Here is a 24671-nt window from a genome sequence, read left to right as displayed (position 1 = left end):
TCGAAGTTTGAAATGCGTGGCAACATCGGCACCGCGATCGTCAACTTGCCGGTGCGCCCGGACGAACTCGATTTCAATAAATCGCGCAGCCCGAGCGCATCCTCCGCCGGAAGCTTTCGCGCCTCGTCGAAATAGGGAACGAGACCGAGAGGCGCCCATCCCGTGAGCCGCGCGATCGCGGCCATTCCGTCCGCGAACAGCGAAGCATCGCCGCGCATCTTGTTAACGATGAAGCCGCGGATCATCGCCGCGTCTTCGGCGTCGAGAACGTACTTCGTGCCGACGAGACTTGCGATGACGCCGCCCCGGTCGATATCGCCGATCAACACGACCGGAACGTCGGCCGCACGCGCGAACCCAATGTTGGCGATGTCGTTGACACGCAGATTGATCTCCGAGGCACTGCCCGCGCCTTCGACGAGGACGAGATCAGCGTCGGCCTTGAGACGCGCAAAACTTTCCAGCACCGCAGGCAACAGATCGCGCTTCTTCGTCTGAAAATCGCGCGCTCCCGCTGAGCCCGCCATGCGTCCCTGCACGATGATCTGCGCACCCGTTTCGCTCTGCGGCTTCAACAGGACTGGATTCATGTGCACCGTCGGCGCAACACGCGCGGCCCGCGCCTGCAACGCCTGCGCGCGGCCGATCTCGCCGCCGTCAGCCGTCACCGCTGCGTTGTTCGACATGTTCTGCGGCTTGAACGGCACGACGCGGACGCCGCGATTGGCGAGCAGACGGCAGAGCCCGGCAACGATCAGCGACTTGCCGACGTCCGATCCCGTGCCTGAAAACATCAACGCCCGCGCCGGCATATTTTCCCTCAAAATTTTACCGCCGCCATTAATGCGCGTTCTTGTCGTGCGCTTCCCGCTTATTCCCCTCCCCTTGACGGGGAGGGGTTAGGGGTGGGGTGAAGCACCAGGCGGATGGCCTGCCAAAATGATTGGCGAAAGAAAGAGCCGAAGACTTGCTCGCGCGATCAGGTCTTCGTAGACCCCCCACCCCCGACCCCTCCCCGCAAGGGGGAGGGGAGGAGGAGAGTAGGCAAACTTGTGCAAGATCGGACCTCACTAAAACTCGATGCCTTCCTGCGCCTTGATGCCCGCCGTGAAGTGATGCTTGACGGCGCCCATTTCGGTGACGCCATCGGCAAGCGCGATGAGTTCCGGCTTTGCATTCCGTCCCGTGACGACGACGTGCAGATCGCTACGCCGCGCGCGAAGCGCCGCGACGACATCGTCGACCGGTAGATAGTCGTAGCGGAGCGCGATATTCAATTCGTCCAGGATCAAAAGACGAATCGTCGGATCGGCCATCAGTTCTTGCGCCTTCGCAAAAGCGCGCGTTGCGGCGGCGATATCGCGTTCCCTGTCCTGTGTCTCCCAGGTGAAACCCTCGCCCATCGTGTGCCAGGAAACCTGATCGCCGAAGCGCATCAGCGCATCGCGCTCGCCGGTCCGCCACGCGCCCTTGATGAACTGAACGACGCCGATGCGCCAGCCGTGGCCGAGCGCACGCAGCGCCAGCCCGAACGCCGCCGTTGATTTTCCTTTGCCCGGCCCCGTGTGAACGAGCAGCACGCCTTTTTCGATCGTCTTGCTCGCGACTTCGGCGTCCTGCACGGCCTTGCGCTTCGCCATTTTCGACTTGTGACGTTCCGCATCGTCTGCGGCGGGTTCGGAAGCGCTCATCATCAACCTTTCAAAGTCATCGGCAATCCAGCGGCGATAAATACAACGCAATCCGCAACTGCGGCGATGCGCTGATTGAGCCATCCGGCTTCATCGCGGAACCGCCGCGCCAAGGCATTGTCGGGCACGATGCCCAGTCCGACCTCGTTCGCGACCATGATACAGGGTGCGGACCGTTTCGAAAGCGCGCCGACGAGTGTGGCCGTCTCCTGCGCGATATGCCGTTCAGCGTGCATCAGGTTCGACAGCCAGAGCGTCAGGCAATCGACGAGACACGGTTGATCGGCGGCATCCCCGGAAAGCGTCGTCGCGATGTCCAGCGGAGCTTCGTATTGGAGCCAACCGGCTCCGCGCCGGGCCTGATGCTGCTCGATACGCCGGCGCATTTCATCATCCAACGCTTCCGCCGTCGCAACGTAGGCCCACGGCAGGGGCAACGCCGACATCAGTCCTTCCGCATAGGAGCTTTTGCCGGACCGCGCACCCCCAAGGACCAAGGTTAGCGGCGGCAGGATGTGATCGGACATAATCAGCTTTCGATTGATGTGTGAGGCGCGTTCGGCGATTGACGAAGCACGGGGGCTCACTTATCGATTGGGCTGATGGTCCCTCGCAAGAGGGTTTTAAAGGGAATGCGGTTTAACTCCGCAGCTGCCCCCGCAACTGTAGGCGGCGAGCACATGGCAAAATACCACTGGGTAATCCCGGGAAGGTTGCCAGATGCCGCGACCCGCGAGCCAGGAAACCTGCCGTCAGACAGCCAACTCGAACCGGCGCCGGCGGGGCGCGGAAAGGTTAATATGCAGCACACAGCTCTTATCGCGCCATTCGGTGCGCTCCCTTAGTTGATGCGAAATTCGTCACGCGGTCGCGCGCATGCGCGGCCATCCCCATATTGGAATGTTCGCATCGGGAGCACCTAATGACTGCACGCAAGGTTCCAGTCACGATCGTCACGGGATTCCTCGGCGCCGGAAAAACGACGCTTGTCCGCCACGCGATAGAAACAGCCGAGGGTCGACGTCTGGCGTTGATCGTCAACGAGTTCGGCGACGTTGGCGTCGACGGTACGATCCTGCGCTCGTGCGGGATCGAAAACTGTCCGGAAGAAAACATCGTCGAGCTGACCAACGGCTGCATTTGCTGCACCGTTGCCGATGATTTCATACCAACGCTCGAAGCGCTGCTATCCCGCACGCCCGTACCCGAGCACATCATCATCGAAACGTCCGGCCTTGCTTTGCCGAAGCCCCTCGTCAAGGCGTTCGAGTGGCCCGATATCCGCAATCGCGTGACGGTCGACGGTGTGGTGACCGTCGTCGACGGACCGGCGGTCAAGGCGGGTCGCTTCGTGGACGATCCGGAGAAGGTCGCGGCGCAGCGTGCCGCCGATCCCTCGGTCGATCATGAAAATCCTTTGGAGGAAGTGTACGAGGATCAGCTTCTCTGCGCCGATCTCGTCGTTCTGAACAAGGCCGACTTGCTGTCGGATGAGGATATCAAGGCCCTCTCGGACGAGATCAAACGCAACGTACCGCGTGCAATCAAGATCGTCGCCGCGCGCGAAGGACAAGTGCCTGCGAGTGTCTTGCTCGGATTGTCCGCTGCCGCTGAAAACGATCTTGCGGCACGTCCCTCGCATCACGACAACGAAGCCGAGCACGATCACGATGATTTCGAAACATTCATCGTCGATGTGCCGGAAGTGTCCTCGCCCGACGATCTCGCATCGCGCGCCAAGGCCGTCGCCAACGCTCACGATGTTCTTCGTGTGAAGGGTTACGCGGCGATCGGCGGCAAGCCGATGCGGCTTCTGCTACAGGGCGTGGGCGAGCGCGTCGATACACGTTATGAGCGCGCCTGGCAGCCGGATGAGACGCGCATCGGCCGCCTCGTCGTCATCGGACAAAAGGGTCTCGACCGCGACGCGATCGTTCGCACGCTGACGGGCAAAACCTGATGCATATCGTTGTTCGCGAGGCCCGAGAGCTCGACGAGGCTGCCGCCGTGCAGGACCTCGGACTCTCGCCCGCGAATATTCTGGTTCTGTCGTTTTCAGATTCAGACCTGGCGATGGCCGCCGCCGCATTCCGCGACGTGCCGGAAGCAGCGCGGCCGAGCTTGCGCATCGTCAATTTAAGCGTGCTCCGGCATCCGATGTCCGTCGATCTTTTTATCGATGCGACGGTGAACGGCGCGAAGGCCATTCTCGTGCGCCTGCTCGGCGGCCTCGATTATTGGCGCTACGGCGGCGAACAACTGAGCAAGCGCTGTCGCGAGCTTGGCATCGCGTTGGCAATCGTCCCCGGCGACGGACGGCCCGACTTGCGCCTCGCCGCGCTCTCGACACTTTCGGCCGATGATTTGGCGCATCTCGAAGCCCTGCTCGACGAAGGCGGCGTCGAGAACACGCGCGCGGCGCTCACTGCGTTGTTAGCGCGTGCGACCGGGAACGCCGAAGCGATGCCGGCCGTTTGCGCCATTCCGGCCTATGGCGTCTATCGCGAAAATTCGGGCAAGGCCGCACGCGGTGCCGCCGTTGTCGTCTTCTATCGCTCGCATCTACTTGCCGGTGATGTCGCGCCGATCGATGCGCTTGCCGACGCTCTGGAGCAACGCGGGCTCGCGGTCACGGCGATGTTCGTTCCGAGCCTGAAGGCTCCCGATGCGGCCGACTGGCTACGACGCGAGCTAATTAAGACGTCTCCCGCCGTCATCATCAATGCAACGGCATTCGCCGCGCGCGACAGCGATCATGCGTCGCCTCTCGACGTCGCCAACTGCCCGGTCTTGCAGGTTGCCCTGACGAATGCGTCGCAAGCGCTGTGGGAGCGATCGCAACGCGGCGCCAGTGCCTCGGATCTGGCGATGCATGTCGTGCTGCCGGAACTCGACGGACGGCTGTTCGCCGGTGTCGTCTCCTTCAAGGAGCCCGACGATACGATCAATGAATCCGGCGTCTCGCTTCTGAAGCATGCGCTCTATGATCATGGGATCGCGCACGTCGCGGACCTCGCAGCCGCGTGGATGCGGCTCCGTGCTATGCCGCGAAGCGAGCGCCGAGTCGGCCTTCTGTTGTCGACCTATCCCGGACGGCCGGATCAGATTGCACACGCCGTCGGGCTCGATGGCTTTGAAAGCACTTTGCGCATCGTCGAGCGCTTGCAGGGCGACGGCTATGCCGTGACGCATGTCCCGCAATCAGCGCGTGGCATCGTCGACAGCCTGCACGAGACGAAGCAAATCTCCTGGCCGCTCAAGGACTACGAAACCGCATTTCAGAAGTTGCCGCTGAGCTTTCAGGATTTGGTAACGTCGGCCTGGGGCGCACCCGGCAATGACGCATTTTGTAAGGACCGCGCGTTCGCATTCCGCGCCACGCAGTTCGGAAACGTCATCATCGGATTGCAGCCGGAGCGCGGTCAGCCGCAGGACCGCAAGGCCGAATATCACGACCCCGCGACTCCGCCGCGCCACAGCTACGTCGCGTTCTACCTTTGGCTGCGCAACGTCGCGAAGATCGACGCGCTCATCCATCTCGGCGCGCACGGCACGCTCGAATGGCTGCCCGGCAAGGCGATCGCGGGAAGCGAAGCCTGTGCCCCGCGCGCGATCCTCGGGGCCTTGCCGCTCGTCTATCCGTTCATCGTCAACGATCCCGGAGAAGCCGCGCAGGCCAAGCGGCGCATCGCGGCCGTCACGCTCGGTCACCAGCCGCCGCCGATGACTGATGCCGGAATGTCCGGCCCCTTGAGCGACGTTGAACGTCTCGTCGACGAATTTTCATCAGCAGACGGATTAGACCCGCGCCGCAGGAAAGCATTGTCCGGGCAGATCGTCGATGCGGCCGCGCGCGCCGGCATCGCCGAGCGCTGCGGTTTGACGGCGGGCATGCCAACCGCCGACGCGCTGATGCGTATCGATGCGTTCCTCTGCGACGTGAAGGAGCTGAGCATTCGCGACGGCCTGCACGTTCTGAACGATACGGAACTTGATGCTATCGCTCGCGCCCTCGACGGCAAGTTCATCGAGCCGGGTCCGGCAGGCGCGCCGAGCCGTGGCCGATCCGATGTTCTGCCGACCGGCCGCAATCTTTTCAGTGTCGATCCGCGCGCCGTCCCGACGCCGACCGCGTGGGCGAACGGTAAGCGCGCCGCGAAAGCGATCCTTGAACGGTACGTCTCCGACCATGGCGACTGGCCGCGCGCCATCGTGTTGGATCTCTGGGGCAGCGCCACGCTGCGCACGGGCGGCGAGGAGCTTGCGACAGCGCTCGCATTATTAGGCGTTCGCCCGGTTTGGGATGAGCGTTCGTATCGGGTCACGGGCGTCGAGACAGAAGCAATCGCGGAACTCGGACGGCCGCGCGTCGACGTTACGCTCAGAATATCGGGCCTGTTCCGCGATATGTTCAGCGCGCAGCTCGCGCTGTTCGACACAGCCGTCGCGCTTGTCGCCCAACTTCGCGAAGACGCAGGCGACAACCCGCTTGTCGAATATGCCAAGACCGAAACGCGTCTGGATCGCATTTTCGGACCGGCTGACGGCAGCTTCGGCGCAGGCGTCATGCAGTTGATCGATCGCGGCGCGTGGACGAGCCAAGCCGAACTCGGCGCCTCCTATATCGAAAGCTCCGCGTATACCTATAATGCCGACAGCACTTCGGAAGCGGCCAAGGATGGCTTCGCATCGCGTGTTAAAAGCGCCGACGCTTTCGTTCACATCCAGGATCATCGCGAGATCGATCTTCTGACAGGCGGCGATTTCGCGGCGCACGAGGGCGGCTTCGCGGCGGCGGCGGCCTCCGTCGGAAACGAGAAAGTCTCTCTCTATCATGGCGACACCGGCACGCCCGACGCGCCGCGCGTTCGCACGCTGGCAGAGGAATGCGCGCGCGTCGTTCACGGACGAGCCGCGAATTCACGCTGGATCGACGGTCAGATGCGGCATGGCTTTCGCGGCGCCGCCGAGATGGCGCAGAGCGTCGATGCGGCGTTTGCATTCGCGGCAACGGCAAAGGCCGTCGATGATGGCGGATTTGAACGGCTTTATCAGGCCTATCTCGGTGACCCGGCTGTCGCCGCATTTATCGCGCGCGAGAATCCCGCCGCAATCGACGCGATGCGGCGGCGCTTCGAGGAAGCCATCGCGCGAGGCCTATGGCATCCGCGCCGCAACGATGTCGACCTGCGCGCCTCGGGCGACGTAAAGCGAGATGAACCTTCATCGCGAGAGGCCGCGGAATGACGACGCGATCTCTCCTGCGCAAGGGCTGGTGTCCGGGTGCGTTGCGGCCGATGCAATCCGGCGACGGACTGATATTGCGGGTGAGACCGCGCGTCGGAACGTTGCATGTCTCGGACTTACAGACGATTGCAAAAGTGGCCGCTAAGTTTGGTTCGGGCGAAATCGATCTGACCAATCGCGGCAATCTGCAACTGCGCGGCCTTGATGCGACAAGTCATGTGCAAGCGCTGACCGTCTTGGGCGAAAGCGGATTGATCGATGCCGATGAGGGCGCCGAAGCAATCCGCAATATTATGGTCGATCCGCTGAGCGGCATTGACCCAGTTCGGGCCGATATTCGTTCGCTTGCTCAGAAGCTCGAAGCCGCTCTGCTGGCGGATCGCGCGTTCTGGGAATTGCCCGCTAAGTTCGGATGGAGCTTTTCCGGAACGGCCACGCCGCGCGTCGGCGATCGCGCGACCGACATCATGGTAGCGTCGATTGCCCCCGAAACATATGCGGTTTCGCTGGATGGAGCTTCGGAGGTCAGTGCGCGTCTCGCGTCGAGCCGCGTTGTCGAAACCGTGACGCGGCTGGCAGCCGTCTTCCTCGAGCGTCGCATCAGTGATCCGTCGATAGGCCGAATGAAAGATGCGGTTGCGCGCAGCGGTAGCGCAACGATCTATGCGGCTGCGGGTCTTGAATCGGAAATACTTGCAGCCGCTCGGTCCGACGCGGTCGCAGTGCCGCCCGTCGGCTCGCACGATCATTGCGGACAGGTTTTCGCCGCCAGTGTCGGCCTTCCTTTCGGCCGCATCGATGCGGATCAGCTCGAAGCGTTGCATGCTGCCGCGTCGAGCGCCGGACTTGATGCCGTGCGCATGAGCCCGCAGCGTGTTCTCGTCTTTCCGGTCAATCGGGATGCGCAACGCGATCAAATCTTGAACGAGGCGGAACGCCAGGGCCTGATCACGGCGCCTGACGATCCCCGGCTCTTTTTCGACGTCTGCCCGGGCTCTCGCGGATGTGCGAACGCGACAACGGACACTCGGCGCGATGCGCGCCGCATCGCCGATCGTGTTCGCGGCCACGCGTTTTTGCCCTCGATCCATGTGTCGGGCTGTGAGAAAGGCTGTGCCCGGCGCGGAGCCGCCGCATTGACACTCGTCGCGCGCGATGGCCGTTACGACGTGATCTGCAACGACGGCCCGACAGGCGCCGTCGCCCTTGCAGCCGTAAGTCCGGAAAACATCGAATCCGCCGTCGCACGTTTCATTATCGAGCATGCCCGATGACGACTCCGATAAAAACCCAAGACTACATCCGCGATGGCGCCGCGATCTATGCGCGCTCGTTTTCGATCATCCGCGCGGAGGCGGATCTCGCAGGACTCTCCCCCGAGGAAGAACGCGTCGCGGTTCGCATCATTCACGCCTGTGGCATGGTCGATATCGTGCGTGATCTCGTCATGTCGCCGACGTTCGCTGCATCGGCATCGGCTGCCTTGAAGAACGGCGCACCGATCCTCTGCGACTCGATGATGGTCGCGGACGGCGTGACGCGCGCGCGGTTGCCGGCAAAGAACGACGTCATCTGCACGCTGCGCGATCCGCGTGTGCCGCAGATTGCAAACGACATCGGCAATACCCGCACGGCGGCCGCGATGGAACTGTGGCGTCCGCATCTTGCCGGTTCGCTCATCGTGGTCGGCAATGCGCCGACGGCTCTGTTCCGTCTTTTGGAAATGCTCGACGAAGGCGTGCCGAAGCCCGCGGCCGTCATCGGAATGCCCGTCGGCTTCGTCGGCGCGGCGGAATCGAAGGACGCGCTTGCGAACGACGGCCGGGTTCCGTTCGCAATCATAAAAGGCCGCAAGGGAGGCAGCGCCATGGCTGCCGCAGCCGTCAACGCGCTTGCAAGCGAGGCCGAATGACGGTCAATCCATCTGGAACATTGTATGGCGTCGGTCTCGGTCCGGGCGACCCGGAACTCGTGACGCTCAAAGCGGCGCGCATTCTGAAAACCGCGCCGGTCATCGCGCACTTCCGCAAGAAAGGTCGGGCAGGCCATGCCTGGACCATCGCCGCGCCGCATTTAACGGGTGAGGCAAGCGAGGCCGCCTTCGAATATCCGGTGACGACGGAAATCGATTTTCGCGAAGAGGCCTACGTCGACGCCATCCGCGATTTCTATACGGCAAGCGCGCAGGCCATCATGGGTCATCTCGCCGAGGGTCGCGACGTGGCGCTGCTTTGCGAAGGCGATCCATTTTTCTACGGCTCGTTCCTTCATATGTATGACCGCATCAGGCGCTCATTTCCCGTTCGCGTCGTTCCCGGCATCACGGGCATGTCCGGATGCTGGACCGCTGCCGCCGCGCCGATCACCTACGGTGACGACATCCTGATGGTGCTGCCCGGAACGCTCGACGGTGCCGCTCTCGCATCACATCTGAAGACGGCTGACGCGGCGGTGATCATGAAGGTCGGTCACAACATCGACAAGATCAAGCAGGCGCTCGTCGAAGCTGGTCGCAGCGCCGACGCGATCTACGTCGAACGCGGGACGATGCAGGGCGAACGGGTCGTGCCACTCGCGGAACTCGAAGACTGCGCCGTTCCCTATTTCTCGATTATTCTTTTGCCCGGCGGGCGAGGACGGCGCATCGCATGAGCGGACAACTGACCGTCGTTGGGCTGGGACCGGGACCGTCCGAGTGGATCACGCCCGCCGCTGATGCAACCATCTCGACCGCCGATGTTGTGCTCGGTTACGAGAGCTATCTCGCGCGATTATCGCCGCGTCGCGGGCAAATATTCGAAGCCTCGGACAATCGCGAGGAGCTTACGCGCGCGAGGCGAGCGCTCGAACTCGCATCGTCCGGCAAACGCGTGGTCATCGTTTCCGGTGGCGATCCGGGCGTCTTCGCGATGGCCGCGGCGGTGTTCGAATCCGTCGACAACGCGCCGGAGCTTGCAAACGAAATCGACATTCGCGTCGAGCCTGGCGTGACGGCGGTGCTGGCGGCGGCCGCGCGCATTGGCGCCCCGCTCGGCAATGATTTTTGCGTGATTTCGCTGTCGGATAACCTCAAACCTTGGGCGATGATCGAGAAGCGCCTACGTCTTGCGGCCGAGGCAGACTTCGTGATTGCGCTCTACAATCCGGCCTCGAAGGCGCGTCCCGATCAAATCCAGGAAGCGTTCCGGGTTTTGCAGACGGTCCGCGCACCGCAAACCATCGTCGCATTTGCGCGGGCTGTCGGGCGCACCGACGAGTCGATCGAGATCACGACATTAGCCGATGCATCGAAAGCGCTATGCGACATGCGCACGGTTGTTCTGATTGGATCGCCTTCGACGCGCGCCGTTCACGGCAGCGACGGCCGCACGTGGGTTTACACGCCGCGTTTTGTTCGGGATGCCTGAAGATGCGTGATCCACGCCAGCGCATCGTCGCTCGTTCTGACGGCAAGTCGTTTCGCGATTGTCGGCCGCTCGACCATATGAACCGGCAACTGCAACTGCCGCGCCGCTTCGATTTTCGAGTAAGCCGCGTCCCCGCCGGCGTTCTTCGCCAGCACGCGCGCAATCCGATATTCAAGAAACAAAGCGATATCGTCTTCCGCCTGGAACGGGCCGCGTGCAGAAATGATGACTGTGTCCGAAAGCTCCGGAGGCGGAACAATCGGATCGACGATACGGATGACGTAATGATGCTGCGGCCGCGCGCAAAGCAACGGGATCGCCGAGCGTCCGAGCGCCGAGAAGACGGTGGTCGGAGCCTCGGGCAACGCCGCGATGGCGTCTTCGGCGGTCGCGTGCTCGCTCCACGTGTCGCGATCGCGACGCTCCCACGGTGGCCGCTCGATCGCAATCAACGGCACATTCGCTTTGGCGCAAGCGGCGATGGCGTTGCTGCTGATCTGCGCCGCGAAGGGATGCGTCGCGTCCACAACGACATCGACGTTTTCTCGCTGCAGATAATTTTCAAGGCCGTCGATGCCCCCAAAACCGCCGACGCGGACCGGCACCGGACTGGGAGCAGCTTGGTTCGTTCGCCCTGCGAGCGAAAGCAAGGTTGCGACGCCCGGCATGCGCGCCGCGTCCTTCGCAAAACGAGAAGACTCGCTCGTTCCTCCGAGCAGCAGCAGCTTGAGCGGTCGTTGCATCGTCGCGTCCATGATGAAAGCCCCATGCCATGAGCGGGCGCTGGTTGTCCATCATCGGGATTGGCGAAGACGGCCGAGCTGGGCTTAGCTCTGCCGCAAACGCCTTGATCGACGCCGCTGAGCTGATCGTCGGCGGAGAACGCCATCTCGCGCTCGTCGGTGAGACGCGCGGCGTCAAGATGCAGTGGCGCACACCGCTTGAGGCGACGGGCCAGGAGATCATTGAACGGCGCGGCACGCCGGTCGCTGTGCTCGTCTCCGGCGATCCGTTCTGGTTCGGGGCGGGCGTTACGCTGGCGCGCACGATCCCGGTCGAGGAAATGCTGGTCGTCCCTGCGCCGTCGAGCTTTTCACTCGCCGCGTCCCGGCTGGGATGGCCGCTGCAGGACACGGTAACGCTCGGCCTCAACATGCGCGGTTTGACGCCGCTTCTGCGCCGTCACGTGCACCACAGACGCAGGATTTTGGCTCTCGCACTGAACTGCGGGACGCCGGGCGAGATCGCCGGATTGCTGACGGCGGCTGGATACGGCCCGAGCAAGATCACCGTCCTTGAAGCTCTTGGCGGTCCGCGAGAACGTATCCGTTCGGCGACGGCGGAAGCGTTCGCGCTGTCTGACATCAATCCGTTGAACGTGATCGGCATCGATGTCGTGGCCGGCCCCGCAGCGCAGCCGATCCCTTTCGTTGCCGGGTTGCCGGACGCTTATTTCGAAAGCGACGGCCAGCTGACCAAGCGCGAGGTGCGCGCAGTCACATTGTCGTCGCTGCAGCCGTGCCCTGGCGAGCTGTTATGGGATGTCGGCGCCGGAAGCGGATCGGTCGGCATCGAATGGCTGCTGGCGCATCCAGCGAACCGCGCGATCGCGCTGGAGCGCGACGAGGCGCGCGCCGCACGCGCCGCACGCAATGCCGTTGCGCTCGGCGTTCCGCATTATGATGTTCGCAAAGGATCGGCACCGGATGCGCTCAAAGGCCTGCTGTCGCCCGACGCGATTTTCATCGGCTGCGGCACGGCCGACCGCGATCTCATCGAAGCATGCTGGAACGCTTTGAAGCCGGGCGGCCGCATCGTCGTCAATAGTGTGACGCTTGAATCGGAGGTAGCCCTTCTCAGCGCATATGATGCGCATGGTGGCACGCTCACGCGGCTCAGCGTCGAGCGCGCCGAACCGCTCGGCAAACGCCTGACTTGGCGGCCCGCGCTGCCCATCATCCATTGGGCGAGCAACAAGCCGGGAGCCGAGATATGATCGCCATCGGTGTCGGAGCCAACAGCAAAGCGCGAGAAGAAGATTTTACCGCTGCACTTGTGAGCATTCACGCCGAGACCGGTGGCGACCTCGTCGCAACGCTCGAAGACGCGCCGTTTCGCGCTATTCTGGAAGCAGCAGCATCGCGGCAGTCGATGACCTGCCATGAATGGCCGCTTGCTGAACTCCGGAAAAGAAATGACGATTGCCGGACGCGTTCGGAACGATCGCTCGATCTTTTCGGCGTCGCATCTATTGCCGAAGCCTCGGCGCTGGCGGCAGCGGGTCCAAGTTCGCAGCTCCTCGCTCCGAGACGCATCATCGGAAACATAACAGTCGCGGCGGCGAAGTCCGCCGATACGAAAGAAAGCCCGCGATGACAGTGCATTTCATCGGAGCCGGTCCGGGCGCCCCCGATCTCATCACGATACGCGGCCGCGATTTGATCACGCGCTCTCCGGTCTGCCTCTATGCCGGATCTCTGGTGCCGCAAGCGCTGCTCGCCTACTGCCCGGCCGGAGCCGAAATCGTCGACACCGCACCGATGACGCTCGACGAGATCGTTTCCCGCATCGAGAAGGCGACTGCCGAAGGCAAGGACGTCGCGCGCCTGCACTCCGGCGATCTTTCGATCTGGAGCGCACTCGGCGAACAGTTGCGACGCCTCGACCGGCTGAAAATTCCATATACGATCACACCCGGCGTTCCCTCATTCGCGGCGGCTTCCGCAGCGCTCGCACGCGAATTGACGTTGCCCGAGGTTGCGCAATCCGTGGTTCTGACGCGCACGTCCGGCCGGGCTTCGTCAATGCCCGAAACCGAAACGCTCGAGGCTTTCGCGGCGACGCGCGCAACGCTCGCCGTGCATCTCTCCATTCACGCGATCGCGGATGTCGTGCAGCGCGTGTTGCCGTATTACGGAGTCGATTGCCCGGCAGTCATCGTCTATCGCGCATCCTGGCCGGAAGAACAGGTCGTTCGCGGGACGCTGGCGACGATTGTCGCTCAGGCCTCAGAAATGTCTGTCGAGCGGACCGCGCTGATCCTTGTCGGCGAAGCGCTCGGGCGCGAGGATTTCCGTGAAAGCGCACTTTATAGCGTCGACTATCGTCGTAGGTTTCGCGGCGGTTGATGTGGGTTTGAAACATGGCTGAGGCAACATCACTTCCGCCCGGATTGCTGATCGGCGCACCTCGATCGGGATCGGGCAAGACGACGGTCACGCTCGGGCTTCTGCGCGCCTTGAAGCGGCGCGGCCATGCCGTGCAGCCCTTCAAATGCGGGCCGGATTATATCGACCCCGCGTTCCACGTCGTCGCCGCGGGACGCGAGTCCTACAACGTCGACAGCTGGGCGATGCGCTGGCCACGCGTGGCCGGGCTTCTGACTGAGGCGTCGCGCGGCGCCGATATCGTAATAGCGGAAGGCCTGATGGGCTTTTACGATGGCGTCGTGCAGCCGGGGCATTGGGGAAACGGGGCGAGTTCCGATTTGGCGGCGGCGACGGGATGGCCTGTCATTCTCGTGCTCGATGTCTCCGGCCAATCGCAGACGGCCGCCGCCGTCGCGCGTGGCTTCCAGAACTTTCGCGATCGTGTCGAAATCGCCGGCGTCATTCTCAATCGCGTCGGCAGCGCGCGCCACATCCGCTTCGTGTCGGAAGCGCTGACGGCAGTCGGCTTGCCCGTCGTCGGCGCCTTGCCGCGCGAGGCGAACCTCGTTCTACCGGAACGGCACTTAGGGCTCGTGCAGGCCGAGGAAACAGCGGAACTCGAGAGCCGCCTTGACACACTCGCGGATTTCATCGATGCGAACGTCGACATCGCGCGCATCCTTGAGCTTGCAAAGCCCGGTTCCGTTGCCTCCGGAACGCCCGCTGCGATCCGGCTGCCCGGACAGCGCATCGCGCTCGCGCGCGACGCTGCATTCTCGTTCGTCTATCCGCACCTTCTTGCGGCCTGGCGCGCGGCGGGCGCCGAAATCGTCACGTTTTCACCGCTGGCTGACGAAGTCCCAGATCCTGACGCGCATGTCGTCTGGATGCCCGGCGGCTATCCCGAGCTTCACGCCGGACAGCTGGCAGCAGCCCACCGGTTCAAATCGGCGATCCGGAAATTTGCGGAGACCCGCGCGGTGCACGGCGAGTGCGGTGGTTACATGGCTCTCGGCACTGGCCTCGTCGACGCCTCTGGCGAACGTCACGAGATGATTGGCCTTCTTGGATTGGAAACCTCGTTCGCCCGCCGCAAGCTCAACCTCGGTTACAGAAAAGCCGAGCTCGTCGAACCGTGTGTCCTGGGCCGCCCCGGCGACTGTCTGACCGGCCACGAATTCCACTATGCGAGCGTTCTGTCGTCGCCCGACGCACCTCTGTTCCACCTTTATGATTCAGACGGCAACGCGCTTGCGCAACGCGGCAGCCGACGCGCATGGACGACCGGCTCGTTCCTCCACGTCGTCGATTGTTGAACATAATAAGATATTGATTTAAATAATTAAATTTAAAACACCAAAAGTCGTTTAGGCGGTACGGAACTTTTTGTTACGTTCAGGTATTTAGGTCTAGACGACCACTAGATCCGAGGTGCCTTCCAACAGCACGCGTGGATCTAACACAAGGGGTTTCACAATATGGGCGCGAGCAGTGCCTCCAAACTGGGGGAATCCATGCCGTCGCAAACACAGTTGCCTGCAGAGCTTCAGGGGCAAATCGGGAAACGTCTGCGTGAAGCTTACAACGAGCTGATCTGTGAGCCGGTTCCGGATCGTTTTATAAACTTGCTGCAGCAGTTGAAGGAACGCGAAGACAAAACTCCGGGCGATGGTCCGGAAAAAGGCCAGGGGGGGTAAAACGTGACCAAACCCGCCGACGACCTTCAGACTCTGTTGATCGCCTCCGTTCCGAACCTTCGCGCCTTCGCGAATTCGTTGTGCGGCGATCCAACGCGTGCGGATGATCTCGTTCAGGACACGCTTGTCAAGGCTTGGACCAATCTCGACAGCTTCGAAAAAGGATCGAACCTTAAGGCTTGGCTTTTCACAATCCTGCGCAACACCTATTTCTCGGAATTGCGCAAGCGTCGGCGCGAGGTCGAAGACGCCGATAACGCGCTTGCCGAGCGCATGTCGATCCTACCGAACCAACACGTCCATATGGATCTCATCGACTTTAAAAAGGCATTTGGAATTCTAAGTGACGATCAGAAGGAAGTTCTGCTGCTCGTCGGCGCGGAAGGATTTTCATATGAAGAAGCTGCCGAAATCACCGGAGCGGCCGTGGGAACGGTCAAGAGCCGAGTCAACCGTGCCAGGGTCGCCTTGACCAAAGCACTTGGCCTCGAATCGGGCGAGGATTTCACATCGAATCCGGAATTCATGGGGCTCGTTCGACTTGGGCAATCTGTCGTACGCGGGTAATCCCGGCACGAGAGCGTTACCGGCCCCATATCTAAACTGCTCATCTTGGAAGTCATGAACGCGCGAGGTTCACCATGTCGATCGCCGAATCTATCGCTCCGCACCTGCCTTATCTGCGCCGCTATGCTCGGTCGCTGACAGGCAGTCAGCATTCGGGCGACAACTATGTTGCAGCCGTGCTGGAAGCCCTGATTGCGGATTCAAGCTCCTTCGATAAGACGCTGTCGCCACGCGCGGCGCTGTATCGGGCCTTCACGAAGGTTTGGAATTCAGTTCCTGTAAATCAGGAGAGAGAAGAGCAGACGGCGGCGGAGAAGTCTTTGCCCGAGCGCCGGCTTGAATCCATTACGCCGCTTCCGAGGCAGGCATTTCTTCTCGTATCCGTCGAAGGATTTACGACTGCGGAAGCCGCGCAAATCCTGGATTGCACCCCGGCTCACATCACCGAGCTTCTACAGATGGCCGGTTCCGAAATCGCCGAGCAGCTTTCGGCCGACGTTCTCATCATTGAAGACGAACCGCTGATTGCGATGGATCTCGAGGCGCTGGTCGTCGATATCGGTCATCGCGTCCAGGGCGTTGCCCGCACGCACAAGGAAGCCGTCGCGGAAGTCGCGAAGAAAGCGCCTTCTCTTGTTCTCGCCGACATCCACTTGGCTGACGGAAGCTCGGGACTGGAGGCGGTTAACGAAATCCTCGAGACGATCAGCGTGCCGGTAATCTTCATCACGTCGTTCCCGGAGCGCCTCCTGACCGGCACCAAGCCGGAGCCGGTCTTCCTCATCACCAAGCCGTTCGAACCTGCCGTGGTCAAGGCAATGATCAGCCAGTCGCTGTTTTTCGGTTTGCGCTCGACGAAGGCTGGGCAGCGCGCCGCCTGAGATCTCGACGCGTTTCCTAAAAATTGAGAAGGGCGCAACGGCTTCAACCGTTGCGCCCTATTTACGTTCACTCATGCCGCAAGCTTCGAAGCGTTTAAGCCCGGCGCACGAAATTCGCGATCAGCGCAACGACAAACAGGACGATCGCGACCCAGAACAGCAGGCGCGCACCTTCCATCGCGGTTCCGGCCACGCCGCCGAACCCGAGAAGCGCCGCAACGATTGCAACGACGAGGAAAACGATGGCGTAATGCAGAAGATTGCCCATTCGTGAATCTCCACTTTCCGGTTATTGGCTTGAAACGCCGCCGACGCTCGGCCAGTTCCGCATTCCGGCCGTATATTCCTGAGTTCTTTGCCATAATCGTCAGCGTGCGGCGTTAGCAGTGCTGCTGGAAAAATAAAGAGCCCGCGACGCTCGGGGGGAGGCGTGCGGGCTCATGAAATGCGCCGTGCCTTGGGCCACGGGGGAGTGGGAGGGAGTAACGGGCACGGTCACAATAATAAAACGTGGTCTTGGCCCAACGGTTCCCGCGCGGATGCACGCGCGGCCGATTATATTTTCACATCGCCGTGACAGAATTTCTGGGGCGCGTTCTGTCTAACCAGCAACAAATGTCTCAGCGCCTGCGCCTCCAGACTTCAAGCCGGACGAGGTGTCGAATGCATGCCGATGTGCGCGAGCGGGCCTTCGAGGGTCCAGGTCACGTTATCGCCGTCGCTCGTAACGCGAGAGTCGAGTTTCAGTCCCTGCGAGGAGAACCGCTCGATCACCGAGAGGCCATACCCCTTGGAACGATCGGCGTCGTAGGCCGGACCGCCGATTTCCCGCCAAGAGATCCGGATTATCGAAGCGTTCGGAAATGCCCAGGAAAGAACGACTTCGCCTGACGCAGTCGAAAGCGCGCCGTGCGCCATCGCATTCAGCGCAAGCTCGGTCAGGATCATGCCCAGCGTCTGCGCAGCCTCCGGTGTAACAAGCACGGGAGGGCCGGAAATTTTCACGCGTGAGGCGTCGGAGCGTGCCACGGCCTCAATTTCCGCCGAAGCAAGCCTCGTGAGATCGACGCTTTGCCACTCCGCCGCGACGATCAAATCTTGCGATGCGGAAAGCCCTGCAACGCGTAGCGTGAATTCTTTCAAGTGCGATTTGACATCAATCGCATCGCGCGCCGTTAGCCGGGCCATGGCGAGAATGAGCGCCAGCATGTTCTTCGATCGATGCGAGACTTCTCGCAGCAACGCGTCGGTTCGTGACAGTCCGCGCTTCTGATCGGTCACATCTTGGGCCGTACCGACGAAACCGATGACGTGTCCGGCGTCGCTGCGGATCGGGTTGGCCCTGAGCGCGATCCACCTCTGCTCTCCGTCGAAGCATGTCAGCCTGACATCAATCGAAAGCGGCCGGCCATCGGCGAGCGCGATACGGATCGAATGCAGCACGCGACGGCGCTCATGAGGAAACGTCCGCCGAATAAGAGCGCGCACGCTGGGTGGGGGCATGTCGCCGGACTGACGCAGCAGCGTGGCCGGCGAATTTTCCCATACGATCGTGTTATTCGTTCGACGCCACTCCCAAATGCAAATGCCGCCAGCAACGAGCGCTTGGTGCAGGCGCTCTTCGTCGAGACCTCGTGCGCGATCTAGCGTCGGATTCGATGGGGCTGATCCGGCTTCTTCGAGGCCGTGCTCACCTGCGGCAGATCCTGCGACAAGCCCCTTCGATGCAAACGAGTCGAGTTGCCTCTCGGCGTCTTTGCTTACTCGTTTCCGAAACATGGTTCTATCGGCCGCCAAGGTTACCGCTGTCAGCATACACGTAACGATAAAGAAGCTGGTCCAGTTGCGCCGGCTCTCGTCTTCAATAGACGCGAGCAGCGTCATCGCGCGCACGCGAAATCCAAACGGCGAGAGTTCGGATGTGGCTGTTACGTAAGCTCCGTCTGGAGCAAAATCCGCGCGTGATGAAATGGATGCGCTCCTGGCCGCGTTCCCCCTCTCGGCATCGTTAATGAAATTGGCAAGGACTGTACCGTCGGCATCCGTAACGGTCATGTCCCACGGACTTCGCGATGCGATATATTGCAGCGATGCGCTTAACGCCGACGCCGGCAGGCGCGACTGCAGCAGGATAGGATCATTGCCGTCCTTGAAAAATGGCAGCCACAAATTGAGTCCACTAAGCCCGGCATCATCGACGTAGGACGCCACGCGAGGCGTTTTCGTCGCGAGCGCGGCCTTTGCAGTGGAAAGCGATCGCGCATCCAGCGCATCGGAGGCAGAGACATCGACAGAAGCTGGCGTCATTGCGGTAAACGCGCCATCCGTCGCGTTAAGCCATACACTGCGGGAATCCGGGACATCGGAACCGGACGCGCTCGCGACATTTGTATCGCCACTCGCCTTCGATGTTATCCACGACCGCTCGATAGAGACGATAACATTGCGGATCTGTTGATCGAGAAGCGCGGCATAGGCAGATGCTCGCACCTGAGCTTCGCTTTCGAGCGCATCTCTCGCTCGTGTATCAAGCGCGCGAAGCAAGACGATGCCGAGCGCGATCCAGGGCAAAAGCACCATGATGGGCAGGGCAAACCTGCGGAGAGCCGGAACGGCGCCATTCTGACCGGCGTCCTGATACCGACGCGGCCAAAGTCGCAAAAATAGGTTTTGCCTCCTCTTGGTCACAATTTGATACTTTATATTATTCCAAAAATCTGCCAGACTCTCGCGTCAATGGAATTGCCCGGGAGAATGGTTTGTTCCCCGTCGCCCGAAATTTCTGCTGTCTCATTTGCGCAGCCTCAGCCGCCACGATTATGACATATGGAAGGGTGACTCGTAGTGAAGGGCGAGGGTTGCGGGCCAGGATGAAAATATTGCGAAATCGCTGCTGGCTCGCGGTGCTGACGTTAATAGCGTTCAGCGTGCAGCTCGCCGTTGCGGCATCGCATCATCACCACGAGGTTAATCGCGGATCGGGCATTGCCGCGCGAGCTATCACGGCCGGGCTTTGTGCGCCCTTGAGCAACCGGCCCTGCGACCCCGATCGCGGTCAGCACTCTCACGATGGTTGCGTGCTGTGCTGGGCATCAGCGATCGCACAGACGTCCCTAGAGCCGCCGTCCCTGCCTCAGATTTCCGCGCCGCCGCTCGAAGGTGGCGCACGTTTCGATACCCGCGATGTGGCCGCGGTCGACCTCATTCATCGCGATCATTTTCAGGCTCGGGGACCGCCGGAAGCCGACGACGCGTGAGCGTTTAAGAAAGATTTCTCGCCGCGACGGTTGAGCATCTTCGATCACGCTTTCCATTATCGCGCGCAGAGGTGCGCCTCGGCTCATTGCGATGAAGGCCTGAGCGCCGCTTCGCATTTGCCGGACACCGCAATAGTCAATCCAATTCTGGAGATCATCATGTTGAAGACATTCACAGGCCTCGCGGCCGCTGTCTTTGTTCTTGTTTCACCCGCCGCAGCCGACGAGGCAGAACACAGGCAACTTGGCCCTCACGTTCACGGACAGGGCACGCTCGACATCGCCATCGAAGGTAAGAAAATCTCGATGGAACTCGTGGTTCCCGGCATGGACATCGTGGGGTTTGAGCACGTTCCATCGACCGACGCGCAAAAGGCGGAAGTCGAAAAGGGTAAGGCAAAGCTGACGGACGTCTTGGGCGTCTTCAAATTACCGGCGGCTGCAAAATGTAAAGCCGACACGGCGAACGTAGAGAATCGCAAGGAAACGCATCACCCGGGCGAGAAAGACGATGACGATGATAAGCCCGGCGCACCCGAGCACTCAGAGTTCCACGCAACGTATACGATCACATGTGAAGCGCCTGAAAGCGTCACGGGTCTGGAGACAGTGTACTTTACGAACTTCGCCGGCGCGCAACTTCTCAATGTGAACATCACGACGTCGAAAGGGCAGACGCAGGCGCAGATGAGCCGCGATAAGCCAACGCTCGATCTCACGGGCGTGATGTAAACGGATGAGCGATCTTCTGACCGCAGAGGTCGGACGGCAGGGGGAGAGCGCTGGCTCTCCCGATGCTGTCTCGTTCGCGAACGTCGAATACACATGGCCGGGCTCGTCGCCGTTCACGCTCGCGATTTCGGACTTCACGTTGGCGCGTGGCGAAAAGCTGCTGCTGCTCGGTCCCTCGGGAAGCGGAAAAAGCACGTTTCTGAGTCTCCTCGCTGGCATCGTTGTTCCGGACAAAGGCAAGATCGCCGTGCTCGGAACCGACATGGCGCGGTTGAGCGGCGCCGCGCGTGATCGCTTTCGCGTCGACCATTTCGGCATCATCTTCCAGATGTTCAATCTGCTTCCCTATGGCTCGCTGATCGACAACGTGCTTCTACCGCTGCACTTCTCGCGCACGCGGCGTAATCGCGCGCGCGTCCACGGTGCGCCGGACGACGTGGCGGCCGAACTCCTCACGACGCTCGGCATCGACAAGACCGTCATCGCCACCGCGAAAACCGCAAATCTGAGTGTCGGCCAGCAGCAGCGCGTCGCGGCCGCGCGTGCCTTGATCGGATCTCCGCAGATTATCGTTGCCGACGAACCGACATCCGCGCTTGACCGCAACACCGAGGGCACATTCTTGAATTTACTTTTTGCACAAAGCGGTTCGGCGGGAGCCAGCGTGATCATGGTCAGTCACGATGAAAGCCTCGCCCGCTACTTCGATCGCATTGTGCGGCTCGATGACATCGCCGTCGCGACGCGGGGAGCGCTCTCATGATGATCATGCGTCTCGCGCTGCAGTCGCTTCTCAATCGCTGGGTGACGGCGTTGCTGACGGTGCTCGCCATCGCCCTCAGCGTCATGCTTCTGCTCGGCGTCGAAAAAGTTCGCACCGGCGCCAGGCAGAGTTTCGCTGACACGATATCCGGAACCGATCTGATCGTCGGCGCACGCAGCGGCAGCCTCAACCTGCTGCTCTATTCCGTATTCCGCATTGGCAACGCAACCAATAACGTAACCTGGAAAAGCTACGAGGATATCGCGAAGCTGCCGGAAGTCTCGTGGATCGTCCCGTTATCGCTAGGCGACAGTCACCACGGCTTCCGCGTGCTTGGAACCAACACCGATTACTTCACGCACTACAAGTTTCGCCGCGGCCAAAGCATGACCTTTGCGGGGGGCGGTCCTTTCAAGGATCTCTTCGACGCCGTGATCGGAGCGGATGTCGCCGACACACTTCACTACAAGGTCGGCGATAAAATCGTCATCGCGCACGGCGTCGGAAATATCTCGTTCGTCGAGCACGCGGATAAGCCGTTCCGCGTCGCCGGTATCCTCGCAAAAACGGGAACGCCGATCGATCGCACGGTGCATATCAGCCTCGAAGCGATCGAAGCCATCCATATCGACTGGCAGAACGGAGCGCCGGTTCCCGGCGAAAGCGTGTCTCCCGACGACGTGCGAAAAATGGATTTGACGCCGAGAGCGATCACCGCGGCGATGGTGGGGCTGAATTCGAAGCTCGCGACCTTCAAAATTCAGCGCGCCATCAACAACTATGGCGAAGAGCCGTTGTCGGCGATCATGCCGGGCGTCGCTTTGCAGGAGCTTTGGGGTCTGATCGGTACGGCGGAAACGGCATTGTCGGCGGTGTCGGCGATGGTCGTGGTGACGGCTCTTCTCGGCATGATGACGATGATTTTGACGACACTGAACGAGCGGCGCAGGGAAATGGCAATCCTGCGATCCGTCGGCGCGACGCCGACAACCGTGCTCGGTCTGCTGGCGGCGGAGGGCGGGCTTCTGACGCTTGCGGGTGTCGCACTCGGCGCGATCGGACTTTACGTCGGACTCTATTTCGCTCGGCCATACATCGATCACGCTTATGGATTGAGCCTCGCGATCGACCCGCCGCGAACCGATGAATGGGTGAAGCTCGGTCTGATCGTCGTGGCGGGATTTGTCGCGGGGCTATTGCCGGCGCTCAGAGCTTACAGATTATCACTTGCAGACGGCATGATGGTTCGTACGTGATCGAACGCAGCCGCAAAGAAAGGAATTGCCGATGACGGCAGGGCAAAGAAGATTGTTGCAAGGCGCGCTTCTGCTTGCGGCAACGGTCGCGGCAACCTCGGCCTTTGCGGCGGATGTGGCTCGGCAACTCAAATGGGCTGACCTCGTGCCCAAGACGATGCCCGCGCAACCACTGCAGGGAAAGACCTTCTTCGGTGGCTCGACACCTGCGCCGGACGGCGGTCCGCCGCCTCCGCCGCTCGCGGAGGGCACGTTCATGTCGGTGAAGCGCCGCCAGCCGGGCAATGATCGTCCGCCAGCCGTCGTTCCCGAACTCGACGGTCAGAGCGTTTCGATCGGCGGCTATGTCGTGCCGCTGGATTTCGACGCGACGACGGTGAAAGAATTTCTGCTGGTGCCATTCGTCGGCGCCTGCATTCACGTGCCGCCGCCCCCGGCGAACCAGATCATCTACGTGAAAACGGAGAAAGGCTTTGAGGTCGGCGGCCAGTTCGATCCCGTCACGGTGACCGGCAAGATCAACACGACGGTTGCATTCACCGGCTTGGCCGATGCGGGCTACACGATCACGGCCGACACCGTCGAACCGCGCACGAAATGACGCGAAGGCATATCGATTTTGCAGCGCGTTAGCCGCGCACGAAATCCGTTATTTTGGATTGAACCCGATGTCGGGTTCAAAATCGCGTTTAGACCGGCAGACGTAGATTACAATTTTAGTGGATGCTGACGGCTCGTAATTCCATTGCAGGCAGCAAACATTCTAATAAGCTCAGCAATTCTTCTTCGTTCGCGGATGCGAAAGCGCCAAATACCTTCGCTCTCAGGTTAACTCCAACTTGAGAGGTTGATATGCCCTTCACGACATTAACGCGCCGATCGGCGCTCGTTGCTGCATTCGGCCTCGGCATCGCCGGGCTGGCAGGTCCCACGCCATCCGCATTCGCAAAAGACGTTACGCTTCTCAACGTTTCCTATGATCCGACTCGCGAGCTTTACGCCGCTTACGACAAGGAATTCACGAAATTCTGGAAGGCGAAGACGGGCGACGATGTCACCATCAAACAGTCGCACGGCGGATCCGGCAAGCAGGCGCGTGCGGTGATCGACGGGCTCGACGCCGACGTCGTAACATTGGCGCTGGCTGCCGACATCGACGCGCTTCACAAGAACGGCGGGCTTGTGAAGGCCGATTGGATCAAGCGCTTCGCCGACAACTCCGCTCCTTACACCTCGACCATCGTTTTCCTGGTTCGCAAAGGCAATCCGAAAGGCATCAAGGATTGGTCCGACCTCGTTAAGGACGGCGTCGAGATCGTGACTCCCAACCCCAAGACATCCGGCGGCGCGCGCTGGAACTATCTCGCGGCGTGGGGCTATGCGCTGAAGCAGCCGGGCGGTAACGACGATAAGGCGAAGGCATTCGTTTCCGACATCTACAAGCACACGAAGGTGCTGGACTCGGGCGCCCGCGGGTCGACGACGACGTTCGTCGAGCGTGGCATCGGCGACGTTCTGCTGGCCTGGGAAAACGAAGCCTACCTGTCGCTGAAGGAATTCGGCTCCGACAAGTTCGAGATCGTCACGCCGTCGCTCTCCATCCTTGCTGAGCCGAACGTCGCGGTCGTCGATAAGATCGTTGATAAGCGCGGCACGCGCGAAGTCGCCGAAGCTTACCTGCAGCATCTCTACAGCCCTGAAGGCCAGGAGATCGCCGCTCAGAACTTCTATCGTCCGCGCGACGCGAAGGTCGCCGAGAAGCACGCAGCCCAGTTCGGTCCGATCAAAACCTTCACGATTGACGAGGTGTTTGGCGGCTGGACGAAAGCCCAGGCCACGCACTTCGGCGACGGTGGGATTTTTGATCAGATCTATACGCCGGGCAACAAGAGCTGATCTCTGCCTGACTTAAAAGAATTCGTGCGCCGCTCGTCGTAGAGCAGGCACTCCTCCAATCGTCCGGGCATGAAGCCGGGCGGCGCACGAAGCAGGTTACCCGGTGCGGAGATGGCAACGATGCTGAT

General features: G+C 61.4%; 25 protein-coding genes and 1 riboswitch. Of the genes, 19 read left to right on the top strand and 6 right to left on the bottom strand.

Annotation, left to right across the window (positions count from 1 at the left end; translation table 11 throughout):
* From WC026_RS03130 to cobU, 3 genes are all read right to left on the bottom strand, one after another.
* On the bottom strand, positions 1-812 hold an 812-nt coding region (locus WC026_RS03130), incomplete at its 3' end, for a cobyric acid synthase (RefSeq protein WP_372709343.1).
* A gap of 258 nt (positions 813-1070) precedes the next feature.
* Complete coding sequence (gene cobO, locus WC026_RS03125) at positions 1071-1691, bottom strand: cob(I)yrinic acid a,c-diamide adenosyltransferase (protein WP_372709347.1); 621 nt, start codon at positions 1689-1691, stop codon at positions 1071-1073.
* 2 nt (positions 1692-1693) lie between these two features.
* Complete coding sequence (gene cobU, locus WC026_RS03120; RefSeq protein WP_372709342.1) at positions 1694-2218, bottom strand: bifunctional adenosylcobinamide kinase/adenosylcobinamide-phosphate guanylyltransferase; 525 nt, start codon at positions 2216-2218, stop codon at positions 1694-1696.
* 59 nt (positions 2219-2277) lie between these two features.
* A riboswitch (cobalamin riboswitch) is annotated at positions 2278-2460 on the top strand.
* 153 nt (positions 2461-2613) lie between these two features.
* Between cobU and cobW the strand changes: the two genes are divergently transcribed.
* From cobW to cobJ, 6 genes are read left to right on the top strand one after another with little or no spacing between them, the layout of a single operon-like run.
* Positions 2614-3651, top strand: coding sequence for a cobalamin biosynthesis protein CobW (cobW, locus tag WC026_RS03115; RefSeq protein WP_372709341.1), 1038 nt, complete (start codon positions 2614-2616; stop codon positions 3649-3651).
* Positions 3651-6938, top strand: coding sequence for a cobaltochelatase subunit CobN (gene cobN, locus WC026_RS03110; protein ID WP_372709340.1), 3288 nt, complete (start codon positions 3651-3653; stop codon positions 6936-6938). The genes cobW and cobN overlap by 1 nt, the downstream gene beginning before the upstream one ends.
* On the top strand, positions 6935-8212 hold the full coding sequence (gene cobG / locus WC026_RS03105) for a precorrin-3B synthase (protein ID WP_372709339.1): 1278 nt from the start codon (positions 6935-6937) through the stop codon (positions 8210-8212). Before cobN ends, cobG begins: the two co-directional genes overlap by 4 nt.
* Entirely contained in the window at positions 8209-8850 is a 642-nt protein-coding gene (locus tag WC026_RS03100) for a precorrin-8X methylmutase (RefSeq protein ID WP_372709338.1), read from the top strand. The genes cobG and WC026_RS03100 overlap by 4 nt, the downstream gene beginning before the upstream one ends.
* Positions 8847-9590 carry a precorrin-2 C(20)-methyltransferase gene (locus WC026_RS03095; protein ID WP_372709337.1) on the top strand — a complete coding sequence of 248 codons (744 nt, stop codon included), beginning with the start codon at positions 8847-8849 and terminating at the stop codon, positions 9588-9590. The genes WC026_RS03100 and WC026_RS03095 overlap by 4 nt, the downstream gene beginning before the upstream one ends.
* Complete coding sequence (gene cobJ, locus WC026_RS03090; protein ID WP_372709336.1) at positions 9587-10345, top strand: precorrin-3B C(17)-methyltransferase; 759 nt, start codon at positions 9587-9589, stop codon at positions 10343-10345. Before WC026_RS03095 ends, cobJ begins: the two co-directional genes overlap by 4 nt.
* Here cobJ and WC026_RS03085 read toward each other — a convergent pair.
* Positions 10315-11100, bottom strand: a complete 786-nt coding sequence (locus tag WC026_RS03085) for a cobalt-precorrin-6A reductase (protein ID WP_372709335.1) — start codon at positions 11098-11100, stop codon at positions 10315-10317. The genes cobJ and WC026_RS03085 overlap by 31 nt on opposite strands.
* Positions 11101-11117: 17 nt before the next feature.
* On the opposite strand from WC026_RS03085, the gene cbiE reads away from it, so the two are divergent.
* The 7 genes from cbiE (at position 11118) to WC026_RS03050 (ending at position 16639) form a co-directional block, all read left to right on the top strand.
* Positions 11118-12341: a precorrin-6y C5,15-methyltransferase (decarboxylating) subunit CbiE gene (gene cbiE, locus WC026_RS03080; protein ID WP_372709333.1), complete on the top strand. Its 1224-nt coding sequence runs from the start codon at positions 11118-11120 to the stop codon at positions 12339-12341.
* Positions 12338-12721, top strand: coding sequence for a cobalamin biosynthesis protein (locus WC026_RS03075; RefSeq protein WP_372709332.1), 384 nt, complete (start codon positions 12338-12340; stop codon positions 12719-12721). Before cbiE ends, WC026_RS03075 begins: the two co-directional genes overlap by 4 nt.
* A complete protein-coding gene (cobM, locus tag WC026_RS03070) occupies positions 12718-13473 on the top strand; it encodes a precorrin-4 C(11)-methyltransferase (RefSeq protein WP_372709331.1) in 756 nt (251 codons plus the stop codon). Before WC026_RS03075 ends, cobM begins: the two co-directional genes overlap by 4 nt.
* 14 nt (positions 13474-13487) lie before the next feature.
* A complete protein-coding gene (locus WC026_RS03065; protein ID WP_372709330.1) occupies positions 13488-14810 on the top strand; it encodes a cobyrinate a,c-diamide synthase in 1323 nt (440 codons plus the stop codon).
* Positions 14811-15008: 198 nt separating this feature from the next.
* On the top strand, positions 15009-15191 hold the full coding sequence (locus WC026_RS03060; RefSeq protein ID WP_372709329.1) for a NepR family anti-sigma factor: 183 nt from the start codon (positions 15009-15011) through the stop codon (positions 15189-15191).
* A 3-nt stretch (positions 15192-15194) separates the two neighbouring features.
* Positions 15195-15758, top strand: coding sequence for a sigma-70 family RNA polymerase sigma factor (locus WC026_RS03055; RefSeq protein ID WP_372709328.1), 564 nt, complete (start codon positions 15195-15197; stop codon positions 15756-15758).
* A gap of 74 nt (positions 15759-15832) precedes the next feature.
* Positions 15833-16639 (top strand): response regulator, encoded by an 807-nt coding sequence (locus tag WC026_RS03050; RefSeq protein WP_372709327.1) that lies wholly within the window; start codon positions 15833-15835, stop codon positions 16637-16639.
* A gap of 94 nt (positions 16640-16733) precedes the next feature.
* Here WC026_RS03050 and WC026_RS03045 read toward each other — a convergent pair whose 3' ends face one another.
* Together WC026_RS03045 and WC026_RS03040 are read right to left on the bottom strand one after the other, a co-directional pair.
* On the bottom strand, positions 16734-16907 hold the full coding sequence (locus WC026_RS03045; protein ID WP_046847968.1) for a DUF1328 domain-containing protein: 174 nt from the start codon (positions 16905-16907) through the stop codon (positions 16734-16736).
* Positions 16908-17281: 374 nt separating this feature from the next.
* Positions 17282-19300, bottom strand: a complete 2019-nt coding sequence (locus tag WC026_RS03040; protein ID WP_372709326.1) for a sensor histidine kinase — start codon at positions 19298-19300, stop codon at positions 17282-17284.
* Between the two features lie 209 nt (positions 19301-19509).
* Here WC026_RS03040 and WC026_RS03035 point away from each other — a divergent pair, with 209 nt between their 5' ends.
* From WC026_RS03035 to WC026_RS03010, 6 genes are all read left to right on the top strand, one after another.
* On the top strand, positions 19510-19896 hold the full coding sequence (locus tag WC026_RS03035; protein WP_372709325.1) for a hypothetical protein: 387 nt from the start codon (positions 19510-19512) through the stop codon (positions 19894-19896).
* A 159-nt stretch (positions 19897-20055) separates the two neighbouring features.
* The gene (locus WC026_RS03030; RefSeq protein ID WP_372709324.1) at positions 20056-20628 is read left to right on the top strand and encodes a DUF2796 domain-containing protein; all 573 of its coding nucleotides are present in this window, start codon (positions 20056-20058) and stop codon (positions 20626-20628) included.
* 4 nt (positions 20629-20632) lie between these two features.
* On the top strand, positions 20633-21391 hold the full coding sequence (locus WC026_RS03025; RefSeq protein WP_372709323.1) for an ABC transporter ATP-binding protein: 759 nt from the start codon (positions 20633-20635) through the stop codon (positions 21389-21391).
* Positions 21388-22647: an ABC transporter permease gene (locus WC026_RS03020; protein WP_372709322.1), complete on the top strand. Its 1260-nt coding sequence runs from the start codon at positions 21388-21390 to the stop codon at positions 22645-22647. Before WC026_RS03025 ends, WC026_RS03020 begins: the two co-directional genes overlap by 4 nt.
* Positions 22648-22678: 31 nt before the next feature.
* Positions 22679-23248, top strand: coding sequence for a DUF3299 domain-containing protein (locus tag WC026_RS03015; protein WP_372709321.1), 570 nt, complete (start codon positions 22679-22681; stop codon positions 23246-23248).
* Between the two features lie 251 nt (positions 23249-23499).
* Positions 23500-24543, top strand: a complete 1044-nt coding sequence (locus WC026_RS03010) for a sulfate ABC transporter substrate-binding protein (protein ID WP_372709320.1) — start codon at positions 23500-23502, stop codon at positions 24541-24543.
* Positions 24544-24671: the final 128 nt, after the last annotated feature.

It is taken from the genome of Hyphomicrobium sp. (assembly GCF_041674905.1).
GTDB lineage: Bacteria > Pseudomonadota > Alphaproteobacteria > Rhizobiales > Hyphomicrobiaceae > Hyphomicrobium_B.
The sequence above is the reverse complement of the archived record's forward strand: the minus strand, read 5'-3'. Positions and strand labels throughout refer to the sequence as shown.

What these genes read in the sequence shown, in the direction of transcription:
- cobO (WP_372709347.1), bottom strand. Translation starts at nt 1,691, where the DNA reads ATGAGCGCTTCCGAACCCGCCGCAGACGATGCGGAACGTCACAAGTCG.
- cobU (WP_372709342.1), bottom strand. Translation starts at nt 2,218, where the DNA reads ATGTCCGATCACATCCTGCCGCCGCTAACCTTGGTCCTTGGGGGTGCG.
- cobW (WP_372709341.1), top strand. Translation starts at nt 2,614, where the DNA reads ATGACTGCACGCAAGGTTCCAGTCACGATCGTCACGGGATTCCTCGGC.
- cobN (WP_372709340.1), top strand. Translation starts at nt 3,651, where the DNA reads ATGCATATCGTTGTTCGCGAGGCCCGAGAGCTCGACGAGGCTGCCGCC.
- cobG (WP_372709339.1), top strand. Translation starts at nt 6,935, where the DNA reads ATGACGACGCGATCTCTCCTGCGCAAGGGCTGGTGTCCGGGTGCGTTG.
- WC026_RS03100 (WP_372709338.1), top strand. Translation starts at nt 8,209, where the DNA reads ATGACGACTCCGATAAAAACCCAAGACTACATCCGCGATGGCGCCGCG.
- WC026_RS03095 (WP_372709337.1), top strand. Translation starts at nt 8,847, where the DNA reads ATGACGGTCAATCCATCTGGAACATTGTATGGCGTCGGTCTCGGTCCG.
- cobJ (WP_372709336.1), top strand. Translation starts at nt 9,587, where the DNA reads ATGAGCGGACAACTGACCGTCGTTGGGCTGGGACCGGGACCGTCCGAG.
- WC026_RS03085 (WP_372709335.1), bottom strand. Translation starts at nt 11,100, where the DNA reads ATGGACGCGACGATGCAACGACCGCTCAAGCTGCTGCTGCTCGGAGGA.
- cbiE (WP_372709333.1), top strand. Translation starts at nt 11,118, where the DNA reads ATGAGCGGGCGCTGGTTGTCCATCATCGGGATTGGCGAAGACGGCCGA.
- WC026_RS03075 (WP_372709332.1), top strand. Translation starts at nt 12,338, where the DNA reads ATGATCGCCATCGGTGTCGGAGCCAACAGCAAAGCGCGAGAAGAAGAT.
- cobM (WP_372709331.1), top strand. Translation starts at nt 12,718, where the DNA reads ATGACAGTGCATTTCATCGGAGCCGGTCCGGGCGCCCCCGATCTCATC.
- WC026_RS03065 (WP_372709330.1), top strand. Translation starts at nt 13,488, where the DNA reads ATGGCTGAGGCAACATCACTTCCGCCCGGATTGCTGATCGGCGCACCT.
- WC026_RS03060 (WP_372709329.1), top strand. Translation starts at nt 15,009, where the DNA reads ATGCCGTCGCAAACACAGTTGCCTGCAGAGCTTCAGGGGCAAATCGGG.
- WC026_RS03050 (WP_372709327.1), top strand. Translation starts at nt 15,833, where the DNA reads ATGTCGATCGCCGAATCTATCGCTCCGCACCTGCCTTATCTGCGCCGC.
- WC026_RS03045 (WP_046847968.1), bottom strand. Translation starts at nt 16,907, where the DNA reads ATGGGCAATCTTCTGCATTACGCCATCGTTTTCCTCGTCGTTGCAATC.
- WC026_RS03035 (WP_372709325.1), top strand. Translation starts at nt 19,510, where the DNA reads ATGAAAATATTGCGAAATCGCTGCTGGCTCGCGGTGCTGACGTTAATA.
- WC026_RS03030 (WP_372709324.1), top strand. Translation starts at nt 20,056, where the DNA reads ATGTTGAAGACATTCACAGGCCTCGCGGCCGCTGTCTTTGTTCTTGTT.
- WC026_RS03025 (WP_372709323.1), top strand. Translation starts at nt 20,633, where the DNA reads ATGAGCGATCTTCTGACCGCAGAGGTCGGACGGCAGGGGGAGAGCGCT.
- WC026_RS03020 (WP_372709322.1), top strand. Translation starts at nt 21,388, where the DNA reads ATGATGATCATGCGTCTCGCGCTGCAGTCGCTTCTCAATCGCTGGGTG.
- WC026_RS03015 (WP_372709321.1), top strand. Translation starts at nt 22,679, where the DNA reads ATGACGGCAGGGCAAAGAAGATTGTTGCAAGGCGCGCTTCTGCTTGCG.
- WC026_RS03010 (WP_372709320.1), top strand. Translation starts at nt 23,500, where the DNA reads ATGCCCTTCACGACATTAACGCGCCGATCGGCGCTCGTTGCTGCATTC.